This is a genomic window from Peterkaempfera podocarpi (assembly GCF_042466665.1).
Taxonomy (GTDB): domain Bacteria; phylum Actinomycetota; class Actinomycetes; order Streptomycetales; family Streptomycetaceae; genus Peterkaempfera; species Peterkaempfera podocarpi.
The window spans coordinates 7370085-7390857 of sequence record NZ_CP162102.1 but is presented as its reverse complement, the minus strand read 5'-3'; the positions used below and the strand labels follow the sequence as shown (position 1 = coordinate 7390857).

General features: G+C 72.7%; 21 protein-coding genes and 1 riboswitch. Of the genes, 9 read left to right on the top strand and 12 right to left on the bottom strand.

All coding sequences use genetic code 11. The annotated features are described in order from the left end of the window. The first annotated feature begins 1 nt into the window (after position 1). Positions 2–706: a type 1 glutamine amidotransferase domain-containing protein gene (locus AB0761_RS32480; protein ID WP_377272808.1), complete on the top strand. Its 705-nt coding sequence runs from the start codon at positions 2–4 to the stop codon at positions 704–706. A 215-nt stretch (positions 707–921) separates the two neighbouring features. Here AB0761_RS32480 and AB0761_RS32475 read toward each other — a convergent pair whose 3' ends face one another. The 4 genes from AB0761_RS32475 to AB0761_RS32460 form a co-directional block, all read right to left on the bottom strand. Next, positions 922–1416: a hypothetical protein gene (locus AB0761_RS32475; protein WP_377272807.1), complete on the bottom strand. Its 495-nt coding sequence runs from the start codon at positions 1414–1416 to the stop codon at positions 922–924. A gap of 68 nt (positions 1417–1484) precedes the next feature. After that, entirely contained in the window at positions 1485–2315 is an 831-nt protein-coding gene (locus AB0761_RS32470; protein ID WP_377272806.1) for a heavy metal-binding domain-containing protein, read from the bottom strand. Between the two features lie 103 nt (positions 2316–2418). Continuing rightward, on the bottom strand, positions 2419–3435 hold the full coding sequence (locus AB0761_RS32465) for a heavy metal-binding domain-containing protein (RefSeq protein WP_377272805.1): 1017 nt from the start codon (positions 3433–3435) through the stop codon (positions 2419–2421). Between the two features lie 126 nt (positions 3436–3561). Beyond that, positions 3562–4299, bottom strand: coding sequence for a class I SAM-dependent methyltransferase (locus AB0761_RS32460; RefSeq protein WP_377272804.1), 738 nt, complete (start codon positions 4297–4299; stop codon positions 3562–3564). Between the two features lie 491 nt (positions 4300–4790). Between AB0761_RS32460 and AB0761_RS32455 the strand changes: the two genes are divergently transcribed. The 4 genes from AB0761_RS32455 to AB0761_RS32440 all read left to right on the top strand — a co-directional run bounded on the left by AB0761_RS32455 (position 4791) and on the right by AB0761_RS32440 (position 8772). After that, entirely contained in the window at positions 4791–5309 is a 519-nt protein-coding gene (locus tag AB0761_RS32455) for a hypothetical protein (protein ID WP_377272803.1), read from the top strand. Between the two features lie 364 nt (positions 5310–5673). Next, the gene (locus tag AB0761_RS32450) at positions 5674–6753 is read left to right on the top strand and encodes a hypothetical protein (protein WP_377272802.1); all 1080 of its coding nucleotides are present in this window, start codon (positions 5674–5676) and stop codon (positions 6751–6753) included. A 388-nt stretch (positions 6754–7141) separates the two neighbouring features. Beyond that, a complete protein-coding gene (locus tag AB0761_RS32445; protein ID WP_377272801.1) occupies positions 7142–7768 on the top strand; it encodes a hypothetical protein in 627 nt (208 codons plus the stop codon). Positions 7769–8004: 236 nt separating this feature from the next. Then, the gene (locus AB0761_RS32440; RefSeq protein ID WP_377272800.1) at positions 8005–8772 is read left to right on the top strand and encodes a hypothetical protein; all 768 of its coding nucleotides are present in this window, start codon (positions 8005–8007) and stop codon (positions 8770–8772) included. A gap of 54 nt (positions 8773–8826) precedes the next feature. Here AB0761_RS32440 and AB0761_RS32435 read toward each other — a convergent pair whose 3' ends face one another. The 4 genes from AB0761_RS32435 to AB0761_RS32420 form a co-directional block, all read right to left on the bottom strand. Then, entirely contained in the window at positions 8827–9471 is a 645-nt protein-coding gene (locus AB0761_RS32435; protein ID WP_377272799.1) for an HNH endonuclease family protein, read from the bottom strand. A gap of 723 nt (positions 9472–10194) precedes the next feature. Beyond that, a complete protein-coding gene (locus AB0761_RS32430) occupies positions 10195–10356 on the bottom strand; it encodes a hypothetical protein (protein WP_377272798.1) in 162 nt (53 codons plus the stop codon). 178 nt (positions 10357–10534) lie between these two features. Next, complete coding sequence (locus AB0761_RS32425; RefSeq protein WP_377272796.1) at positions 10535–11827, bottom strand: GTP-binding protein; 1293 nt, start codon at positions 11825–11827, stop codon at positions 10535–10537. Then, the gene (locus tag AB0761_RS32420) at positions 11719–12147 is read right to left on the bottom strand and encodes a GTP-binding protein (RefSeq protein ID WP_377272794.1); all 429 of its coding nucleotides are present in this window, start codon (positions 12145–12147) and stop codon (positions 11719–11721) included. The genes AB0761_RS32425 and AB0761_RS32420 overlap by 109 nt, the downstream gene beginning before the upstream one ends. Before the next feature lie 423 nt (positions 12148–12570). Between AB0761_RS32420 and AB0761_RS32415 the strand changes: the two genes are divergently transcribed. Then, a complete protein-coding gene (locus AB0761_RS32415) occupies positions 12571–12933 on the top strand; it encodes a peptidoglycan-binding protein (RefSeq protein WP_377272792.1) in 363 nt (120 codons plus the stop codon). Positions 12934–13060: 127 nt separating this feature from the next. On the opposite strand, the gene AB0761_RS32410 is transcribed toward AB0761_RS32415, so the two are convergent. Further along, positions 13061–13735 carry an alpha/beta fold hydrolase gene (locus tag AB0761_RS32410; RefSeq protein ID WP_377272790.1) on the bottom strand — a complete coding sequence of 225 codons (675 nt, stop codon included), beginning with the start codon at positions 13733–13735 and terminating at the stop codon, positions 13061–13063. A 242-nt stretch (positions 13736–13977) separates the two neighbouring features. Beyond that, positions 13978–16425, bottom strand: coding sequence for a polysaccharide lyase 8 family protein (locus tag AB0761_RS32405; protein WP_377272788.1), 2448 nt, complete (start codon positions 16423–16425; stop codon positions 13978–13980). Positions 16426–16695: 270 nt separating this feature from the next. Beyond that, positions 16696–16848: riboswitch (cobalamin riboswitch) on the top strand. Positions 16849–16884: 36 nt separating this feature from the next. On the opposite strand from AB0761_RS32405, the gene AB0761_RS32400 reads away from it, so the two are divergent. From AB0761_RS32400 to AB0761_RS32390, 3 genes are read left to right on the top strand one after another with little or no spacing between them, the layout of a single operon-like run. Beyond that, a complete protein-coding gene (locus AB0761_RS32400; protein WP_377272786.1) occupies positions 16885–17106 on the top strand; it encodes a CbtB-domain containing protein in 222 nt (73 codons plus the stop codon). A gap of 23 nt (positions 17107–17129) precedes the next feature. After that, the gene (locus AB0761_RS32395) at positions 17130–17996 is read left to right on the top strand and encodes a CbtA family protein (protein ID WP_377272784.1); all 867 of its coding nucleotides are present in this window, start codon (positions 17130–17132) and stop codon (positions 17994–17996) included. After that, the gene (locus AB0761_RS32390) at positions 17993–18799 is read left to right on the top strand and encodes a hypothetical protein (protein WP_377272782.1); all 807 of its coding nucleotides are present in this window, start codon (positions 17993–17995) and stop codon (positions 18797–18799) included. The genes AB0761_RS32395 and AB0761_RS32390 overlap by 4 nt, the downstream gene beginning before the upstream one ends. Positions 18800–18826: 27 nt before the next feature. On the opposite strand, the gene AB0761_RS32385 is transcribed toward AB0761_RS32390, so the two are convergent. Together AB0761_RS32385 and AB0761_RS32380 are read right to left on the bottom strand one after the other, a co-directional pair. Then, complete coding sequence (locus tag AB0761_RS32385; protein WP_377272780.1) at positions 18827–19873, bottom strand: cation diffusion facilitator family transporter; 1047 nt, start codon at positions 19871–19873, stop codon at positions 18827–18829. 103 nt (positions 19874–19976) lie between these two features. Then, entirely contained in the window at positions 19977–20759 is a 783-nt protein-coding gene (locus tag AB0761_RS32380) for an alpha/beta fold hydrolase (RefSeq protein WP_377272778.1), read from the bottom strand. Positions 20760–20773 lie beyond the last annotated feature (14 nt).

Below are 20773 nucleotides of genomic sequence, written 5' to 3'. Positions count from 1 at the left end.
CATGGCGAAGAAGCGCATTCTGATCGTCGTCACCAACGTCCCCGAATACGACAAGGTCGGCTACCGGACGGGGCTCTGGCTGGGGGAGCTGACCCATTTCTGGGACGTCGCCGAGAGGGCCGGGTTCTCCATGGACATCGCCAGTCCCGTCGGCGGACGGATCCCGCTGGACCCGGAGAGCCTGTCGCACGAAGTCCTGGCGGAGCTGGGAACCGGAGAGCGGTACGAGGACCGGGAGTTCATGAACCTCCTGGAGGACACCAGGAGGATCTCGGAGGTGAGCGTCGAGGACTATGACGCCATCTACCTCACGGGTGGGCACGGTGTGATGTTCGACTTCCCCCAGAGCCAGGACCTGGAGACCCTGATGGCCCGGTTCTACGAGTCGGACCGGATCGTGTCGACCGTGTGCCACGGCGCCACTGGGCTGCTCAATGTCCGGCTGAGCGACGGCGAGCCCCTGGTCAGGGGGAAGAGGGTCACGGGTTTTTCCTGGCCCGAGGAGAAGCTGGCCCAGCGGGCGAGGGCGGTTCCGTACAACCTGCAGGAGGAGCTCAGGAAACTCGGTGCCGACTACCGCACTGCGGACAGGCCGTTCGAGTCGTTTGTGATCGAGGACGGGAATCTGATCACCGGTCAGAATCCTGGCAGCGCCGCCGCGGTCGCCGAGGCGGTCGTCCGGAAACTGGAGGCTGTACCGGCCTGACGGCAGCGCACCAGGCCGCGACCGCGTCGGGAGCGGCCGCGTCCCGGTGTGCTGCCGCCTTGGACCGGACGGTACCGGCAACCTGGGCGGACCCGGCCGTGGGGACGGCCCCGGAAGTGCGCCCGACTCCGTTCACGGGGCATGCCCTGGGTCCGTGCGCCGTCGGGCCCACGCCGCGCCGCCATGTCTCCGCCACGCCGCCGACTCAGCCGCGATCAGCCGCCGAGCAGGAGCTTCTCCAGCGCGGCCCGGGCCCGTGCGTCGGAGCGGGCACGGACCGCGACCGCCTCGGCGAGCTCCTGCGCCCAGGTGTCCAGCGGCACCGGCTTGCGGGACAGTACGACCCCGCGTACCACCGTGGCGACCTCGCCCGCCGGACGCCCGTGCGCGAGGGTGAGGATCAGCCGCCGCTCGTCCAGGGAGACCTCGACCTTCTCGATCCGCCCCTCCCGGCCGGCGAGCCGGTCGCCCATGCTGCGGCGGCGCTCCAGCGCGACCGATCCCGGCGGCAGCGCCTCCGCCAGCGAGCCGGTCAGCACCTGGGCGTACAGCTCCAGGTCCGCCGCGTCCCGGCGCAGCGTCGCCGCCAGCATGTCGATCGAACCGGCCCAGCTGTCGGGCTCACCGGCGCCGGAGCCGGGCAACGGTGCCGGCAGGTCGTCCGGCGCCGCGTTGCCCGATGCATCCGGCGGCGGCTCACGGTCACTCATGGCGCTCCTTGCGCTGACGTCCTCGTCCTGGCCGGCCGCGGGCGCGGTCGGCCACCTGTACCAGCTTTTCAGCCGTCCAGGCTGAGCACCATTGTGGGGCGTTCGATCTCGTGGTCGTCGCGGAGCGGTCGCACGGCCGTGCCGATCGAGAAGAACTCGGTGGTGTGGCCGCCCCAGCGGTGGTTGTGGGCGTTCAGCTGCACGCCCACGATGCCCTCGGCGTCCAGTTGCTCGGCCTCCGCCTGCATCCGGGCCATGGCCAGCTCCCTGGCGTCGTAGAGCGCCTGGGTGAACTGCTCGATCTCCACGTTCTTGCCGAAGTTGGAGAAGACCGCGCCCATCCGCTGGTGGGCGATGTGGTAGACGCAGGTGCCCATGACCATGCCGAGTGGGGCGTAGCCGGCCCGGATCAGCGTCCAGAAGTCCTGGCCGGAGAGGTCGGAGGTGAAGGGCAGGCCCTTGTTGTTGCGCCAGCCGGCGCCTCCGGGGGCCGGATGGTCGGCCTTCACCGCGGTGCCGATGGCGATGAACTCCGCGATGTCGTTGCCGAACTCCCGGGCCTCCACACTGAGCCGCACCCCGACGATGCCGTCGGCGCCCAGCTGGGCCGCCTCCGCCTCCATCCGGGTCATCGCAAGCTCCCGGGCGTGGTACATGGCCTGGCTGAGGGTCTCCAGCTCCTGGTTCTTGCCCCAGCGGCCGATCTGGATGCCCACGTGGTAGATGGAGCTGCCCAGCACCAGGCCGATCGGTTTGAACCCCGCCTCCCGGACGAGCAGGAACTCATTGACCGAGAGATCGCTGGTGAAGATCGAACCCGGTTTGCCCGGTTCCAGTTCCGCCAGCCGGCGCATGGCGTCGGCGGGGATCCCCTGGCTGTTCGGATCGGTACTGGTCATCGCGCTCCCCTGTCCACCGGCATCTGCTCACTCCTCACTGTCGGCCCTCCACCGGCCGCCGCCCTCGGCGGGGGCCCTGCTCCCCGCAGACTCCGGCGGGACGTCATCCCTGGTCGCCCTGCTCGTTCAGCTCCCTCAGGAGACGGCGGTACTCCGCCGGGTCTCCGTAGGGGCTGGACGCCACTGCGGCCAGCCTGCGGCTCAGCCGCTCGCCCCGGCGTCCCAGCGGCATCACGGTGAGGGTCTGCTGCGGTTGCGCACGGGTCCGGAACCGGGCGATGGCGGTTCCCACCATGGTCGCCTCCACCAGGTGGTCCTCCTGCTCCGAGCTGCCGCCCGACGTCGCCCGGATGCAGGGCTCGCGCCAGACCCGCATACCGCCGGAGGCGAGGACGACACCGTCGCCGCCTCGGCCGAGCCCCTGGACGCGCAGCTGGTTCCGGGCGTCCGAGCGGACCTCGTGGACGAGTTCGCTCCACCCGGTGACCTCGGCGTTCCGGAAGGAGTACGACTGGGCGCGGGTCCCGAAGTCGTCGTGGCGCACTCCGACCGACATCCCCACCAGCAGTTCCACCGGTACCCACCCCGCCGTCACCAGCTTCGCGAACCCCTGGCCGTCCAGGTGGCAGGTGAACGGGTTCCGTGGCCGCACATCGCCGCGTGCCCGCACCGCGGTGCCGATGACCTTGAACTCCAGGCAGTTCGGCTGGGCCGGGAACGGAGCCATGGTGAGCTGCGCCGCCACCACCCCGTCGCCGCCCAGAGCGGCGCACTCGGCGACCATCCGGCCCAGCGCGGTGCGGCGCGCCTGGTCGAACACCTTGACCAGCCCTGCCGAGGGTGCGCCGCGCCCGGACAGGGCGATCGAGGCAGTGGCCCTGGCGAAGGTGTAGCCGGCTCCGGGATAGAGGCAGTCGTGATAACCCCAGTAGCGGCCGCTGCGGCCGATGTGGTGGACGGTCGAGCCCATCACCTGGCCCACCGGTTCAAAGCCGACCGCGCGGAGCGCGGCGAACTCACCGGTCGACAGCGCCGAGGACCATGTCCCGCTGCTCCGGAGCCCGGCCATCCGCTCGGCGGCCATCGGCGGCAGCCCGTCCCCGCTCCATGGCACCGACATCTGTCCCACCTGTCCCGGGCAATCCTCGACGACGCGATCCTGGAACTCTAAGGGGCGGCCGCCGCCGTGGCACGCGCCTTGCCCACCTGTTCACCGAGCCATGACCCAACTGATCCACAACGGGCCTCAGCCGAGGACCAGGAGGTCCATCCAACTGGTCGCGGGAGCGGACGGGTCGGCCGCCGCGGCCGCCCTGAGGCGGGCCATCCCCTCCTCGAAGGCGGCGTCGGGCAGCGCCCGGAGTTTTGAGTCGGTGTCACGGCGCAGCGTCCCGGCGAAGGCGGCCAGCGTGGGGGCGCTCCGCTGCGGGAGCGAGCGCAGTGACACCCTGGTGAAGCCCGCCGCGGCAAAGTCCTCGCAGACCTGCTCGACGGTCGGGTAGGTGTCGACGATCCGCGCCGTGCCGGGGAAGAAGCGCACCCGCAGATCGCGCTCGCAGCGGCCGGGGAAGGCGTTGCGGATCAGTACCGGTGCCCCCGGCTTGAGGGCGCGGCGCAGTTCGCGGGCGGCGGCCCGGAGGTCGCCGAGGTGGTGCAGGACCGAGCCCAGCCAGGCGGCGTCGGCGCAGCCGTCGGGCACGGGCAGCGCGTCGGCGCGCCCGTCGAGCGCCTCGATGCCGTCCGTCGCGGGGATCAGCGCCCGCATCGCCTCGGCCGGTTCGACGGCGAGCACCCGCACGCCGAACCAGTCGCGGAAGGCGGTGGCGAACCCGCCCGTCCCGGCCCCGACATCGAGCACGGTGGCTCCGGGCGCGAGGGCGGGCTGCTCGGCCAGCGCCTCACGCCAGGCGTCCAGACCGTCGCGCGGAATCTCGCGGGCCGCCCGGTAGGCCTCGGCGGACCGGCGGTCGTAGCTGGTGGGCAACTCTCTTTCCTCTCCCGTGTTCCTTCGTCCGTCCGGTCTTCCCCCTGGCGGCGTTCAGTCCCTGGAAGGACCCGGGACGGCCCGGCCCGCTGCCGGGAGTGCGGACGGCCCTCTGACGGGCCCCGGGTTGGGTCGCGGCGGGGCGGCGGCGGTGCCGATGCCGTCGGCAGCGGCGCGGGGCCGGCGCCCTGGTCGGCCGGTGTCATGGAGCCTCCTGGCAGCGGGGCGCGAACGGTCCGGTGCGGACGGAGGTGATCACGGCGGCATGGTGTCACATCGCGCACCGGCAGCGGCCTGACGGTTCATCAGTCGAAATCTCCGGTACGCCGGGGATGTCCGATGCCGTCCCGGTCGGGAAGAGGTCGGATGAACTGGTTTCGGCATCGGACGGGGTCCACCCGGTTCCCCGGACGCCTCCGCCGGGCGGTCGGGCGGCGTGCGGACCGGTCCGCTGTCGGTGTCCGACCGGCGAACTCACCTACGGTGGGCGGGTGGACAGCGAGGGGGTGCGGAACCGCGGTGAGATCGTCGCCGGGTTCGACGGAATGACCGATCCGGTCGGGAGGCCGGTCCGGTTCGCCGTCGGACGGCAGTGGTCCGGCGGTCTGCGGTTCGTGGAACTCGCTCCCCAGGTGCCGGGTATCGCGGAGCCCGCCGCTGTGCGCGCCTACGCCGAGGGGATCCTCGACACGCTCCGGGCCGGCACCGGCGAGCCCGACCTCGTGCTGTTCGACGACGGTTGTGCGCAACTCTCGGTGACCGTCGGGTGGGACGGCGGCGAGCCCCATGTCGCCGTACGGGCGTCCTTCGACACTCGGCAGGACCTCATCGGCGTCGACCGCAGCGGAAGGCCCCTCCACCGCGACCGCTTCAACGCCGCGCTGCTGGAGATGGACGACATCTCCCCGGCCGACCCCGTACACCTCACCGACCCCGTAGACCTCACCGGCCACGCCCATGCCCTTCTCGCCGCCCTGGACCGCTTTCCGGCCGAACAGGCGCCGGACTGACCGCTCCGGGCACGGGAACGACTCGCCGAGCATCCGCAGAAGTTGCCGCCCCTCGGCCGCGGGTGCTCCCATGGATGGGACCAGTGGGCCTGTCCCGGGCTCGTTGCCCGGCCCCGGCTCGGGGGACGAACCCGCTGCGCACGACCGAAGTCCCCGCATGTCCCCCGGACCAGGAGCGGCTCCGCCGGCGGACCGCCGATGCGGTGAGGGCCGGGCAACCCGCCGCCGGCGTCCTCCTCCCGCCCGTAAGGAAGGCCTCCGGCGTGTCGTGGAACCACGTACTCCCAGCAGCTGTCCATCAGATCAGTGACGTAACGGGACGTGCAAGTCCTCCAGCACATCGAACCGACTATGGGGGAATGTCATGACTTCAGCTGCACAACGAAAGACGGTGCGGCGCACGGCCGGCGGCTCCGCGCTGGCCCTCTCCGCGGCCCTCTCCCTTGCCGGCGGACCGGCTGCGGCAGCGCCCACCACCCCCGTCCCGGCAGCAGCGCACATCGGCACCCGCCCCATGTGCGACACGACGGCCGCCCCGGTACGGGCCTCCGCCGCGGGACTCGCGGCCGGACGGGCCCCGGCGCCGGCCCCGGCCGGGACGTCGGCGCAGCAGATCTCCTACCAGCTGCCCGCGCAGGCGCCGTTGGGGCTGCTGACCTCCTCGGCAGTGACTCTGCGTACGCCCGTCTCCAAGGGCACCGTGCACCTCGATGTGACGACCACCGGATTCAGCACCGCCTCACTGGATTTTGAGCGCTATGTGCCGGCGACCCGCAGCTGGGTCCAGCTGGCCGTCCGCTCCGGTGAGGGCAGTCTTCCGAAGCACGCCGACTTCAGCTTCCCGGTGACCGCCCCCACGGCGAGTGCCGCCCGTCCCTACACCGTCGCGCTGCGGCTCCAGGACCTGGACCTCCCGGGGACCCTGAAGGTCACCGCATCGGTGGCCGACGGGCACGGACACACCTACCGCGCACCGGCACGGACCGCCGCCGCGACCCGGCCGGCGGTCTCGGTGGGCGGCTGGCCGCAGGGCGTCCCCTTGGTGCACGGCGGCCCGGCCCGCACCTTCACCGTCACCGTGCACAACACCACCGACCGGACGTATCCGCCGCTGAGCGGCGTCCTCTCCGCCTACGGGCAGAGCGCCACCAGCACACTGCGGCCCGCAGACCTGGTGCTCCAGCAGTACCGCGCGGGCCACGGCTGGCAGCGGGTCACCATCACCCCCGGCGGATGCGACCCCGGCATGTTCGCGACGCTGGCCGGACCGGTCCCGGGTCGGCTGGCGCCCGGCGCCACGGCCGTGTACCGCCTGCGGCTGGCTGTCGCCGCCACGGCGCCCAAGGATGTGCCCAAGGTCGAGGCTGCGATCAACGTCGGCACCGGGACCGCGTCGTACTTCTTCTGGCAGGACCTGTCGTTCGCCATCGCGGACCACAGGTAGGCCCCTGCGGCGGGCCGTCGGCGACTGTGCGACGGCCCGCCGCGCCGTGCCACGACCCCCTTGCCGCCCTCCGGCCGACGGCAGCGCCCCGGCGGCCGGGCCCCGACGCCCGCCCCGGCTCCGACGGCAGAGGCCGAGCACGGACACGGACACGGGCACGGGCACGGGCACGGGCACGGCTGCCGCGGACACTGGCACGGGGATCCCGGGCCGCCGGATGTGGGTCCTCATCAGGCCCTGGGCAGTGCGCCCGGCCGCGCCGCAGTCCGGTTCGTCACGGAACGGCATCAACCGCAGCGTGCGATATCCCGGACCGCTTCACAGGGGGTCCACACTCGGGATGCCTGCTCCGCCTGCGCCTCTCACACGACTCGACCGGAGGCTCCCCATGTCCGCGCCCACCCGTCTCCTCGCCGTTGCGGTCGCCCTGGCCGGGTGCACCGTCCTCGCCTCCTGCGGCAGCGCGGCCCCGAGTGCCGGAAAGGACGCCGCACAGTCGGCCGGACCTTCCGGCCCCTCCGGTCCGGCGACCCCCTCCCCCGCCCCGGCCGCCTCCAGCCCCGGCGTCCCCGCCGTCTCCAGCCCCGCCGTCTCCAGCCCTGCGGGCGACACGGCCTCCGGGCCCGCAGCGGGAACCGTCGACCCCTGCGCGCTGCTCACCGCCGCCGAAGCGCAGCCGGTGCTGCACTCGGCGCTCGGCACCGGGCGGAAGGTCACCACCGGAGACCTCACCGAGTGCGTCTACAACGCCTCCGGGGTTCTGGTCGTCGCGGTCCTGAAGAGCTCCTTCACCGCGGAGTCCTTCCAGCAGCTGATCAAGAGCCAGGACGCGGGCCCCTACGGTGCCACCACCGGGAAGTCCCAGGCGGTGGCCGGACTCGGTGACGCCGCATACAGCTACGACAAGGCAGGCATCATCGAGGTCCTCAAGGGCTCGACGGTGCTGTCGGTCACCTCGGGTTCCACGGCGACCAGCAAGGGGATCGCCCGGGCCGTTCTGCCTCATCTGCCCTGATCCGGGCCCGACCAGGCGGAGGTGGCACGCCCGCCCCACGGGAGACGCCTCGTTCGGGGACATCCCGGAATGGGCCCATGCACCGCGGGTCCCGGCGGCAACTCCCCGGGCCCCGGAACTGCCTCCGTCCGGGCACGCATGCCCGCAGGACCCGCGGTCCCTGCCGGTGAAGCGGCGTACGCACCGTGTGCGGACAATGGGAGCGACCGGCACATCGCGCCAAGGAGGAGTTCCGGATGTTCCGTCGTTGGTGGTCCGTGCGTCTGGTGTCCGGGGCGACGCCGGATCGGCTGCCCGGGCAGCGCCGGATGACCAGGGAGCAGCAGGAGACGGTGCTTCAGGAGTGGCAGATCATGCGGAGCCGGCTCGGCGCCTTCGCTGCGGAGCGGGTGGCGGAGGCCGGGGATGTGCTGCGCATCGCGGAACTTGACCTCCGCCCCGCGGCTGCCGGACGGGACTCCGTCCTCGGCGCCGTACAGCGCGACTACACCTGGGCGCTGGAGGCCTACCAGGCCGCCGGGAAGCTGCTGGACGAGGCGGCGGACCTCCCCGACCTGGCAGCGTCGGTCGTCCTGGCGGAGCGGGCGGTCGAGCGGTTGGCCGCGGCCCATGCACGCCACGCCGGCCGGCGTCCCAAACCCGCGGTGGCCCGGTGCTTCTACAATCCCCTGCACGGCGCCGCCGCCCGGCCCACTGCCGCCGGAGTCCCGGCGAAACGGAAGCGCGCCAGGGTGAGCCCGCGTCAGGCGGCGGCCGACCGGCGTCCCGCCTGCGAGTCCTGCCGACTGGCCATCCTCGCGGGTCAGCGGCCGGACGTCCTCCCGGCACTGCTGGCGGTGCGGACGTCGTGGCGGCGCACGGTACGGGTGCTGGTGCCGTACTACGCGGTGCCGCAGCAGCGGTCCCCCTGGTCCGTGACCGCCTGTGGGGCGTACGGCGACGAGGGCCCGGCGCTGGTGATGCGGGGGGAGCACCGCCGGGGCGGGGTCGCGGCGGACCACTGAGGCCGTGGGCGCGGGGCGGGCCCTTAGGGACGGGGCCGCCCCGCGCATGCTCGGTCAGCAGCCGTTGAGGATCCCGGACAGCGCGGACTTCTCGGTGCTGTCCACGCTCAGCCCGTAGTAGTGCTTCACCTGCACCCAGGCGCGGGCGTAGATGCACTGGTAGGAGGCCTGGGGCAGCCACTCCGCCGGATCCTGGTCGCCCTTGGACCGGTTGCTGCTGGCGGAGACGGCGAGCAGCTGCGGGCGGGTGGTGTCATTGGCGAAGCCCTGGCGCTGGGCGGTGGTCCAGGCCCACGCGCCGGAGTCCCAGGCCTCGGAGAGCGGCACCAGGTGGTCGATGTCGAAGGTGCTCGCGTTCGTCGTGGTGACGTTGTCGTAGGCGCTGGTCCAGCTGCCCGAGGTCGCCTTGCACGAGGAGTCGGTGACCACATTGCTGCCGTCGCGCTTGAGGACGTACTCGCGGGTGTCGCAGGTGCCGGAGATGGTGATCCAGGTCGGGAAGAGGTCCCGGTTGTAGGTGTCGGCGTGCGACTCGGCCGCGACGGTGAGGGACGACAGATACGTGCGGGCGGTGGAGGCGGCAATCGGCGTCGGAAGGGCCGCCTGGGCCGGGGTGCCGGAGGCGAGCAGGGTGCCGGCAGCGAGGGCGGCGGTGCCGAGGGTGGCGCATATGCCGCGGCGGAGGGCGTTTGTGGGCATGGCGAAGTGCTCCCGTCGGGAGTTGGGGCGTGGCCTGTGCGCGGTGCCCGACCAGGATGGGGTCATCCCCATCTATGCGGGTAGATGTCGGCAGTGAATTCTGCATGGCCATGGCATTTCAGATCGCCACCGCACTCCGCGACAGCGCCCGGCAGCCCTCGCCGGACCGGGCCGCACCAGCACTTCCGCCGGGCGGCGGCTCACCACGACAGGCCCTGGCGCTCTGTCAATTCCGCTTCGCCGGATGCCCGGAGGGTTCCACCGCAGCAGGCGGTGGCGCGCCTTCGCCGTTTCGCCTGACGCGCTCTCACAGCTGATCAGGCGTCGGAGTCGGCATCGCCGACGGGCGCAGCCGTCCCTGCGCGCCCCCGTACGCCGGACCGCCGGGGCGGGCTCCACCGGGACCAGCGCTCCATCCCCGGACGACCCGCGAGCACCACGCAACCCGCCCCGGCGACCCCTTCCCGTGGCGGTCCCGCGACCGGGGCAGGCCCGTCCGGCCGCCTACCCCCGAAGGTCTGGAGCGGCGCCGCCCTCGCGGCCTGGTGGCGTTCCCGGGAAGGTCCGCGGCAGTGCCGCAGAGCCGCAGTGCGTCGCGGCCGCCGGTGTCGCCCCCACCCCCGCGGAAGGCTGTGCCCCGGCGTCCGGGCAGAGGTGGCCGGTCACCGAGTCGGTGGGCCGGTGCGGGGTCGGTCGACCAGGGCGGCGACTACGGCCCGGGCGTCACATCACTGTGCAGCCCATCCGCTCCGACGGGCCGTACGGGCCCGGGATCCGCAGCCGGTCGGTGTCCTCGGGCAGCACACGGTGCAGGTCCGAGGCCTGGCGGACGGCCTTCGTCGCCAGGCCGAGGCACTGCGGCCGGAGCCGCCCGAACCGGCCCACCTCTCGCCGGAGATCGGATACAGCCCATGCAGCACCGAACGCAGTCGGCGTTCCCCACTCACCGGAACCAGGCGCGCCCCGTGCCCGGCCGAGGTCTGCCATCGGTCGGGCACGGGGCGCGCCGGTCTGCCGGTCTGCCGGTCTGCCGGTCTGCCGGTCTGCCGGTCTGCCGGGTGGTTCAGTCGGCGGTGGCGATCAGCGGCTGGAGCAGCACGGCGGGATTGGCCCGCTGGAAGGCATTGAGGTGCCACTTGTCGGCGAAGAGGGCCAGCAGCACATCGTCCGAGCGGCGGGTGAGCACCTCGCCGTCGGTCAGCCGGGCCTTGGCCAGCACGGCGGCGCCCTCGGCGTCGGTGACCCGGGCCAGGCGGTAGGAGAGGTGGTCGAGCGTGATCGGGGAGGAGAACTCGTGCTCCATCCGGTGCAGCACCACGTCGAACTGCATCGGACCGACCGCCGCCATCACCGGCGCCTGGTCACCGCGCCGGTCGGAGACCAGCACCTGGACCACGCCCTCCTCGTCCAGCTGCGAGACACCCTTGCGGAACTGCTTGGAGCGGCTGATGTCCTTCGGCCGCGCCACCGCGAAGTACTCGGGGGCGAAGGCGGGCAGCGGGGGGAACTCCGCCTTCTTGCCGGTGTAGAGAGTGTCGCCGACCCGCAGTGCACTCGCGTTGATCAGGCCGACCACATCACCGGGGTAGGCGGTGTCGACCACGGTGCGCTCGGCACCGAAGACCGTGTGGGCGTACTTGGTGGCGAAGGAACGGCCGCTGGCCGCGCGGGTGACGTTCATACCGCGCTCGAAGACGCCCGAGCAGACCCGGACGAAGGCGATCCGGTCGCGGTGGGCCGGGTCCATATTGGCCTGGATCTTGAAGACCAGGCCGGAGAACTCCTCGCCGACCTCGCGGCTGCCGCCCTTCGCCAGCGGGCGGGGGCCGGGGGCCGGGGCCAGGTCGACCATGGCGTCCAGCAGCAGCTTCACACCGATGTTGGTCAGCGCTGCGCCGAAGAAGACCGGGCTGATCTTGCCTGCCTCGAACGCCTCCTGGTCGTAGCCGGGGCCGGAGGAGAGCACCAGTTCCAGCTCCTCCAGCGCGGTCTCCCAGGCCTCGCCCTCCTGCTCGGTGGCCTGCTCGGAGGTGAGCTGCTCCTCCAGGGCGGCGTGGGTGCCGGCGGGCACCTTGGTGAAGCGGAGCATGTGCTCGGTGTCCTCGGCCTGGACCAGGCCCCGCAGGTTTCCGGCGTTGCCGACCGGCCAGACCACCGGCACCGGGGTGATGCCCAGGTGGGTCTCGATGTCCTCGAGCAGGGTGAGTGCCTCGCGGCCGCGGCGGTCCCACTTGTTGATGAAGGTGATCACCGGGACGCCGCGGTGGCGGCAGACCGCGAAGAGCTTGCGGGTCTGCTCCTCCAGGCCCTTGGCCGCGTCGACCAGCATGATCGCGCAGTCGACGGCCGCCAGCACCCGGTAGGTGTCCTCGGAGAAGTCGGCGTGGCCCGGGGTGTCGACCAGGTCATCACATGGCCGCGGTGATCGAACTGGAGCGCCGCCGAGGTCACCGAGATGCCGCGCTCGCGCTCCAGCTCCATCCAGTCGCTGGTCACACCGCGCCGCCCGCCCTTGGCGTGGACCGCACCGGCCGAGGTGATCGCCCGCGCGTGCAGCGCCAGCGCCTCGGTGAGGGTGGACTTGCCCGCGTCCGGGTGGCTGATCACGGCGAAGGTCCGTCGACGGCCGGCCTCGTTGAGGACCTGAACGACGGGGATGGACTTCTCGATGCTCATATGTGTCCTCGGGTACGGCTGCGCATCAGGCCGGTGACGCCTCTCCGTACCTGTCGGGCCGGCCTTCCGATCCGCCGGTCCAAGGAGCAATTCTAGTGGCTCGGCCACGGTGGTCGACCGGCGTGTCGCCGCGGCACGCACCGTACGCACGCCACCGGCCCGCCTCCGCCTCCGCCTCCGTGCACTCGACCGGACGCCCGGCCCTCGGAGAGATCCGCCGTCCGGCCGCTGCTGCGTCCGGAAGCCCCGGGACGCGGACCGGCAGACAGCTGCCGTTGCGCCGTACGCGGCCGGCCACCGGCCCGGCATGCGGATCCATGGCCCTGCCCGCAAACTGGTTCCGTCCGCATCAGGCCTGCCGGACGCCGGGTACGGCATCGCCGGACTCCGGGCGCACACGGCCGTGTCGGAGGGTGAGCTGCGATGATCCGTCTCCGGTTGGGCGCCCTCGGCGCGGTGCTGCTGACGAGCGGGGCACTGTCGCTGTCCGGCCCCGTGCAGGCGGCCCCTGCCGGGCCCGACTGCTCGTACACATCGCCGTCGTACCGGGCCGCACTCAGCTACGGCCAGACCGGCGCCGGCGTGAAGCAGGCACAGTGCCTGAGCAATGTGTGGGGCGGTGTGCCCAAGCTCACCGTGGACGGCGTCTTCGGCGTCCGGACGCTGAAGAAGGTCGAGTGGATCCAGGGCTGCCACGGTCTGAAGGTGAACGGGGTGATCGGGCCGGAGACCTGGGAGGTGCTGTACCACCCGGCTCTGGACTGCTACAACCCCTACCCCGCCTGACCGGCGCCGCCGCGGGCACCGGCCACCGGGGCGGGAGCCGGGCCGGGGCTGGTCGGACAAGCCCTAGAAGCAGCTGTTCTGGGCTGCCGCTGTGACGGGGCCGCCGCTCTCCCCGGTCCGGGTGGGGTCAGGGGGCACCGGAGAGGAAGCCGCCGACGATGGCGTTGAAGGCCTTGGGCGCGGTGACAGGCATGAGGTGTCCGACGTGCGGAATGACCAGAAGGCGGCCGCCGGGTATCGCTGCGGCCATGGTGCGGGCATCCGGCAGACACTCCCGGTCCCGCTTGCCGCACAGCACCAGTGTGGGGACGGTGATCTGCGGCAACTGGGCGGTCAGGTCGGTGGTCGCCACTGCGCTGAGAACATCGAGCCAGCCGGAGCGGTCGGGCACATCGGTGATCGCGCGCACCAGCCAGCCGGGCCAGCGCCGGTAGCGTCGCAGAAGGTGCGGCCCGGACTGAGCAGGCGCGATGACGGGGCCCGTCAGGATCAGCCTGGCCGTCACCCCCGGGTGCTCGGCCGCCACCCTGGCGGCGACCATCGAGCCCATGGAGATCCCGCACAGATGCGCCGGCGCGTGGCGTTCCGCGAGCCGGGCGACTCCGGCGACCGCCCGCTCCATGGTGAAGGGCCCCGACGACCGGCCGAAGCCGGGCAGGTCGGGGGCGACGACATGGAACCGGTGGGACAGGGCGGCGAGTTGACGGCGCCACATCCGTGCCCCCTGTCCTGAGCCGTGCACCAGGATCAGGGTGGGACGGCTGGGGTCGCCCGACTCCTGGGCGAACAGTTCCCGCGTCATGGCGACAGTCTGGCAGCCCCGACCTCGGGTCGTCAGTGAGCGCGGGCGGTCGGCGCAGGGGCGGTCGGCGCATCGGCACCGCTGTCGTGCCGGATGCCGCCGCAGGCCGTCATGTCGTCCCAGGTCGAGTCGGCCTTCGGGGGTGTCCGCCGCCCCCGCGACCGCGGCGCGGCCGACGGCCTGCCCCGCTCGGCGCTGTCGGCTGCCGGCCGACAGCGCCGAGCGGGCGTCCCGGACGGGTCTCAGAACCGGAGCCGGACGGTACGTGAGGTCCCCGGCAGGCCCTGGGCCAGGTCGAGCGTGATCACCGACCTGCCGCCGCCGACCTGCACATCCACCCCGGCGTCGCCGCTCTCTCCGGAGCGCAGGCGGACCCCCGGGTCCACGGTGACGGTGAGGGAGGTCTGGGTGCAGGTGGGGTCGCTGACGGCGAGCGTCAGCCGGCCGCCGCTGCGCCGCTGCACCACGGAGGCCGGGCCGCTGACGGTGATTCCGGCCACGCTGCCCGCGGTGAAGAAGTTCGCCGCGGTGACCTGCGCCCGTGCGGCGTGCACGGCCTGGACGGTGGTGCTGTTGGCCAGGACGGCGACGTCCGGGCAGTCGGCCGTGCGCGCCGTCTCCCGCGCGGTTGCGCCCGGCAGCAGCAGATAGACGTAGCCGGCGTCCTGCGGGTCGACACCGTGGTCGAGCCAGAGGGTGGCATAGGTGTTGCTGTACGGGATGGACGTACCACCGGTGCTGGGGCCGTTGTCGATGTCCGCCCACGCGCCGGTGCGTGCCTCGCGCAGGGCCCGCAGCCGGCCTCCGTCGGGCAGGACGTATCCGCCCACGCCCTCCAGATGGGCCCAGCGCGCCGCGGGGAAGTCGGCCTGCCAGCCCGGTGCGGAGGGTTGCGCCCTGCCGTCGACGGTCAGCCGGGCGGCTCCGGAGGAGAGATGCAGGCTGCGGTTCTCGACGGTGGTCTCGACGGTGTGGCCCGAGCTCCCGGTGATGCCCGCGCCCAGGGCGGCCACGCAGTCGTCGAAGCAGAACCACGACTTCCTGGCGCGCAGCGGCGACCCGTAGGGCACCAGGTCGAGTCCCACGGCGCCCCAGGCGCCTTCCAGGACGGCGCCGCCCGACCATGTGGTGGGCGGCCTGGTGCCGTTGCCCGCGCTGTTGGGCAGCGGCAGGGTGTCCGCGGTCACCCCGGGGAGGCGGGTGCAGTCGACGGTGGGCCAGTAGGCGTCGGTGTAGTGCCCGTTGTCGGCGTTGTAGAGCCAGGTGGCGCCGTCACCGGTGTGCCAGCCGCGCTGGTTCTCGCCGTTGATGGCCTCCAGCCGGGCGATCCGGCTGCTGGACAGGCCGACGGCCCAGGCCCAGCCCTTGCCGCGGTGCACCGCCCGTTCGATGGACGGCTGCTGGATGTGGCCGGGGCTCTGGGGCGCCGGGTGCACCCGGGGGTCGTCCAGCACCGACTTCACCAGGGCCATCCGCGCCGGGGTGGCGCCGGTCCTGATCGATGCGGAGGTCTCCCGGGTGATCCACCCCTTCACCAGGGCCTTCCAGCGCTTCTGCTGTTCGGCGGAGCCGACCGGGATCAGCCGCAGGATCGCCTCGGTGATGGCGTGCCCGGCGTCGTGGTCGGTCTCGTCCTGCCTGGACAGGAAGCGTCCCCGGACGACGTCCATCACCAGGCCGTCGTACATGAAGGGCGCATAGGTGAGGTCCACGGCGTCCAGGATGACCGAGAACTCCGGGTCGTCGATCGGCCAGTCGGAGCCGCTGAGCAGCAGGGAGAGCTGGCTGAGGTCGTTGAGCAGGACGTAGGAGTAGTGGCCGTTGTAGGGGATGGTGCCGTGCTGGATGTAGCCGCCGTCGCGGTAGAAGCCGTCGGAGGAGGTGACATACGGGAAGATGTCGGACAGCTTGTCCCGGCCCAGGGCGATCAGGGAGGCGTCCTTGGCCAGGATGCCGCGCAGCACGGTGATCTGGCACATGTCGGCGCGGTTGGCGCCGGTGGTGACCACGGTGCCCTGTTGCTGGCGGGTGGGGTCGGGCACGAAGTGGGCGACGGTGGCCAGGTGGTCGGCCAGGTCGGCGGCGGGCACCTGGCTGCCCAGCACCGCACAGGCGTTGACCAGTGCCTGGGGTGCGCCGATCTCCCAGTGGTACCAGTTGCCGACCTCGGCGGAGGCCGGGTTGTAGTACGCCCGGCCGATCAGTGCGAGAGCGGCGACCAGCCGGGCTGCCACGTCCGGGTCCTGGTGGTGGGCGGAGCCGGGGGTGGCCCAGGCTATGGCGGTGTCGCGGATCCGGTAGTAGGTGGCGCTGGCGTTCTCGACCTGGGTGAAGGGCAGGTCGGTGTAGACGGAGGCGGGGTCGGCCGAGGTGTCGTACTGGGCCGTCGCGGCGGCGACGACGGCGTCGATGGCCGCGATGGCGGAGGCGTAGTCGGGGTCTTGGGGGTCGACCGCGCTGCCGCCGGTGAGGATGTCGGACCAGGCGGCGCGCAGCGTGTCGAAGGCATCGGTGGCCGCTGCCGGCACGGTGTCTGACGCCAAGTCAGCCGTGGAGACCGTACGGTCGGCGGCGGATGCGCTGCCGCTCGCACTCCCGAGGCCGATCAGCGCGGCCCCGGTGGCCGCCGCTCCCGCTCCGAGCAACCGCCGACGGCTGGGGAAGGTGGCGCCAGGCATGCTCTCACCCATGGATGCAGTCCTCACATGACGTCCGGTCAGGTAGGAGCATCAGATGACCTTGACCGGTCGACAGTCAACCATTCGGACAAGGTTCATCCATGTGAACGGAAGATCCCCTTCCGATGCTCGCCCCCTCAGGGAGGACCGGGCCGGATTCCGGCGGTGGCGGCTTCGGCCGGCTCGTGGACGGCGCCGCACACAAGGCGTGATCCCGGGCACACAGCGGCTGCACCTCCCCCGCGGGGGCGGCGGCGCGGGCGCCATGGGCGCAGGGCGCCGTTGACGGGCCACCAAAGTCGGCTCTAACCTCCCCATACAAGTGAGGGAACGAGTAAGCCGGTGCAATTCCGGCGCGGTCGCGCCACTGTGAGCCCACTGCGGTCTGTGCTGCTGAGGGTGAGTCAGACACTCCTCCCTCGCGCCCGCTCCACCGAACCCGGGACGCACGATCCCCAAGGAGGGCTCCTCATGAGCAGTCTGTCCGCGCCCAGCGCCGTTCCCGCCGCCATCCCCACCGCCGTCTCCGGCTCCCGGGCGGCACTCTGGCTGATCGGCACCGCGCTGGTCGCACTCGCGGTCTACTACTTCGTCGGCGTCGACCAGGGCGCCGTGTCGGTGTTCGGCAACGACATGCACGTCCATGAATTCGTGCACGACGCCCGCCACTTCCTCGGCTTCCCCTGCCACTGAGCGCCCGGAGCCGAACCCTCACCATGGAAAAGCGCATCATCTGGCGCGGCCTGCTGGCCGGCGCCATCGGCGGGCTGCTCGCCTTCGTCTTCGCCCGGATCTTCGCCGAACCGCAGATCGCCTCGGCGATCAGCTATGAGAGCGGCCGTGACGCCGCCCAGGCCGCCCTCGACAAGGCCGCCGGTCTCCCCGCGGACATGGGCGACCCGGACCTGTTCAGCCGCGCTGTCCAGGCCAATGTCGGCATCGGCGTGGGCATGGTCTTCTTCGGCATGGCCATGGGCGCACTGTTCTCGGTCGCCTATCTGCTCTGCCTGGGCCGCACCGGCCGCCTCCAGGCCCGCACCCTCTCCGTGCTGGTCGCCGGAGGGGGGCTGCTCGGCTTCTACCTGGTGCCATTCCTCAAGTACCCGGCGAACCCGCCCGCCATCGGCCATGAGGAGACCATCGGGCAGCGCAGCAGCCTCTATCTGGTCATGGTGCTCTGCTCGGTGGTGTTCCTGGTGGGCGCCGTCCGGCTCGGCCAGCAGCTCAGGGGCCGCTTCGGGAACTGGAATGCGACCCTGTTGGCCGCCGCGGCCTATGCCGTCGCCATCGGCGTGGTGATGGCCCTGCTTCCGGACCTCGGCCGGCTCGCCGACAATGTGCACAGCTACGGCAACCACGCCACCGAGACCCCGCTGCCGCTGAAGGACCCGCAGGGGCGGATCGTCTACCCGGGCTTCCCCGCCGATGTGCTGGCCTCCTTCCGGCTCTACTCGGTCGCCGCCCAGGTCGTGCTCTGGAGCACGATCGGGCTGGTCTTCGCCCCCATGGCGCAGCGTCTGCTCCAGCCCGCCACGGCGAACGGCCCCACGCCGGCGGGCGCACCCGAGCCGACGGCCGCGTGAGCCCGTCCACCGACGACAGCAGGGCCCCGGCGCGGGAGCAACCCGCCGCGCCGGGGCCCTACTTCGCCCTGGACCGCCACGACCCCGCACTGCCGCCCGCCCCGCCGTGGCAGTCGATGGCCGCACTGGGCCTGGATCCGGCCGTGCCGGCCGACCGGGTGGCCACGGTACGGGCGATCCTCGCCGCCGGCGGCGGGCAGCCGGCCGAGGCGGTCGAGCTGCGTGTCGCCGCCTCGGTGGTCCATCTGGGCCTGGTCGCGCGGATCGCCTCACCCGTGCTGGCCCTCGCGGTGCTGGAGGGACGGACACCGGCGGTCCGGCTCGCGGATCTGCGCTGGCAGCCGCAGCCGGGCAGCGCCTTCCCCCTCTCCCTGGCCGCCTCCCCCCACCCGAACCCTGGCCCCGACCCGAACCCTGGCCCCGACCCGGACCCTGGCCCTGACCCGCTGCCGGACGACCCGGCGGCGGTCGCCCGCGCCCTGGGCCGGACACTGCTCGACCTGGCGGCCGCCGAACTCGCCGCAGCGGTGCGCCCGTACGGCGTGCCCCGCCACATCGCCTGGGGGAACACCGCGTCCGCGCTGGCCGGAGCCACCACCATGCTGATCAGCGCCCGGCCGGCCGCTGCCCCTCGTCTGCGTGCCGTCCTGGCCGGGCTGCTGGACCACCCGTCGCTGCGCGGCACCGCGGAGCTCGGTCCCGACGGCCGCCTCCGCCGCCGCAGCTGCTGCCTGATCTACCGCGCGGCCCCCGACCGCAACGGCCCGCTGTGCGGGGACTGCGCACTGGCCCGCACCCACTGACCGACCGCGCTGCCGGGCCCGCGCCGCTCAGTGCTCATGCGGCCCTGGGCGGTGCACCGGCCCATGGGTGTCCTCGCCCGGCCCGCAGGTACGGTCCGGCTCCCCGCTCGGCGAGGTGATCTGGAGCAGCTGCTCCTCATCGGCGTCCTCACCCACGTGGTCGACCTGGAGTGTGGCGTGGGTGATCCGGTACTGGTCCAGCAGCAGCTGCTGGAGTCGGCGGCGCACCGCGTGGCAGTCGCCGCCGGGTGGGACCAGGATGTGCGCGGACAGCGCCGGATGCCCGCTGGTGATCTGCCAGATGTGCAGGTCATGGACCTCCGCGACATCCCCCCCGGCCGCCAGCTGGTCGCCGATCGCATCCGGGTCCAGTCCGGCCGGGGCCGCCTCCAGGAAGATCCGCCCCGAGTCCCGCACCAGGCCGACACCCGCCCTGAGCATCAGAACGACCACCACCAGCGATGCGATCGCATCGGCACGGGTGAGCCCGGTGGTCACCATCACGACACCGGCGACGGCGGTCGCGATGAAGGCGAACAGGTCGGTGAGGATGTGCTGGTACGCGCCCTCGACATTGAGCGACGTCCGGTTCGCCCTGGAGATCGACCAGGTGGCCGCCAGATTGACCGCCACCCCGGCCAGCGCGGTGACCAGCACCAGCGCCCCCTTCACCTCCGGCGGGGCGATCAGCCGGCGGACGGACTCATAGGCCAGCCAGGCCGACAGCACCAGCAGCGTGGTGCCGTTGGCCATCGCCGAGAGGATCTCCGCCCGTTTGAGGCCGAAGGTGTAGCCGCCGCGCGCGGGACGGGCCGCCAGCCGCATGGCCACCAGCGCCAGCAGGATCGAGGCCGCGTCGGTGAGCATGTGCGCCGCATCCGAGATCAGCGCCAGGGAGTGTGCCAGCAGACCGACCACGACCTCGGCCGCCATGAACACCGTGATCAGCACCAGCGCCACGGTCAGCCAGGTGCGGTCCGCGTCCGCCGACACCCCGTGGGAGTGCCCGCCGTGGCCGCCGCCGTGCCCGTGTTCGGCGGCGTGGTGGTCGTGGTCGTGTGCATGGTCGGTCACCCCGGTAGTCAAGCGCGAATCAAGCGGAACTCCAAAGACCGCATCGGTGACCGTTGTCATTACCGCCGGCCGTGCGGGCACCCGGGCCGGGGAGGCGGCGCTGTCAGCCGCCCTGGGCGAAGAACTCGCTGAGCACAGGGGCCAGCGCCGCCGGGGCCACCTGGTGCTGCTGGCCCTCCAGAGTTGCGTAACGGCCCCAGGGGATCGCCTCGGCAACCGCCCTGCCGGTGTCGCGGAACCACTGCGGACCGGCGCCGCCGCTGAGCACCAGGACCGGCCGGGCGATCCGGGCCAGCCGGGCGGTGGGCACCATGCCGCCGCCCAGGACGGCATCGTCGTAGGCGAGCGTGGGGGCGAGCGCCTCCAGCCCCTTCCAGAACGGTGCCCCGCGCATCCCGGCGACGGCCTCCGGCGGCATGCCGACCTGGCGCAGGAACAGCTCCACGGCCTCCGCCCGGTCGTCCGCGGCGAGCAGCCTGCCGAGCTCCGCGGTGTACTCCGCGGCGCCGGCGGCGGCCGCCGGATCGGTCCGGTACGGCACCTCGTACACCGCGACGCAGCTGATCGGCAGGCCGCTCGCGGCGCCCTCCAGTGCCAGCGCACCGCCGGAGGAGATGCCGTACACCGCTGCCTCACCGCCCGCCGCATCGATCACCGCCGCGAGGTCCTCGATCTCACGGGCGACGGCGTACGGGGCGGTGTCGCCGCTCTCCCCGCGGCCGCGGCGGTCGTAGACATGGACCGCGTGGCGGTCGGACAGCTCCGCGGCGAGCGGCAGCTCCGTCCCGTGGGTGCAGGTGGCCCCGCTGACCAGGACGACGGGCGGACCGTCACCGTCGCGCCGATAGGCGATGGCGGTGCCGTCCTTGGAGACTGCCCTCTTCATGGATCCTCCGGTCG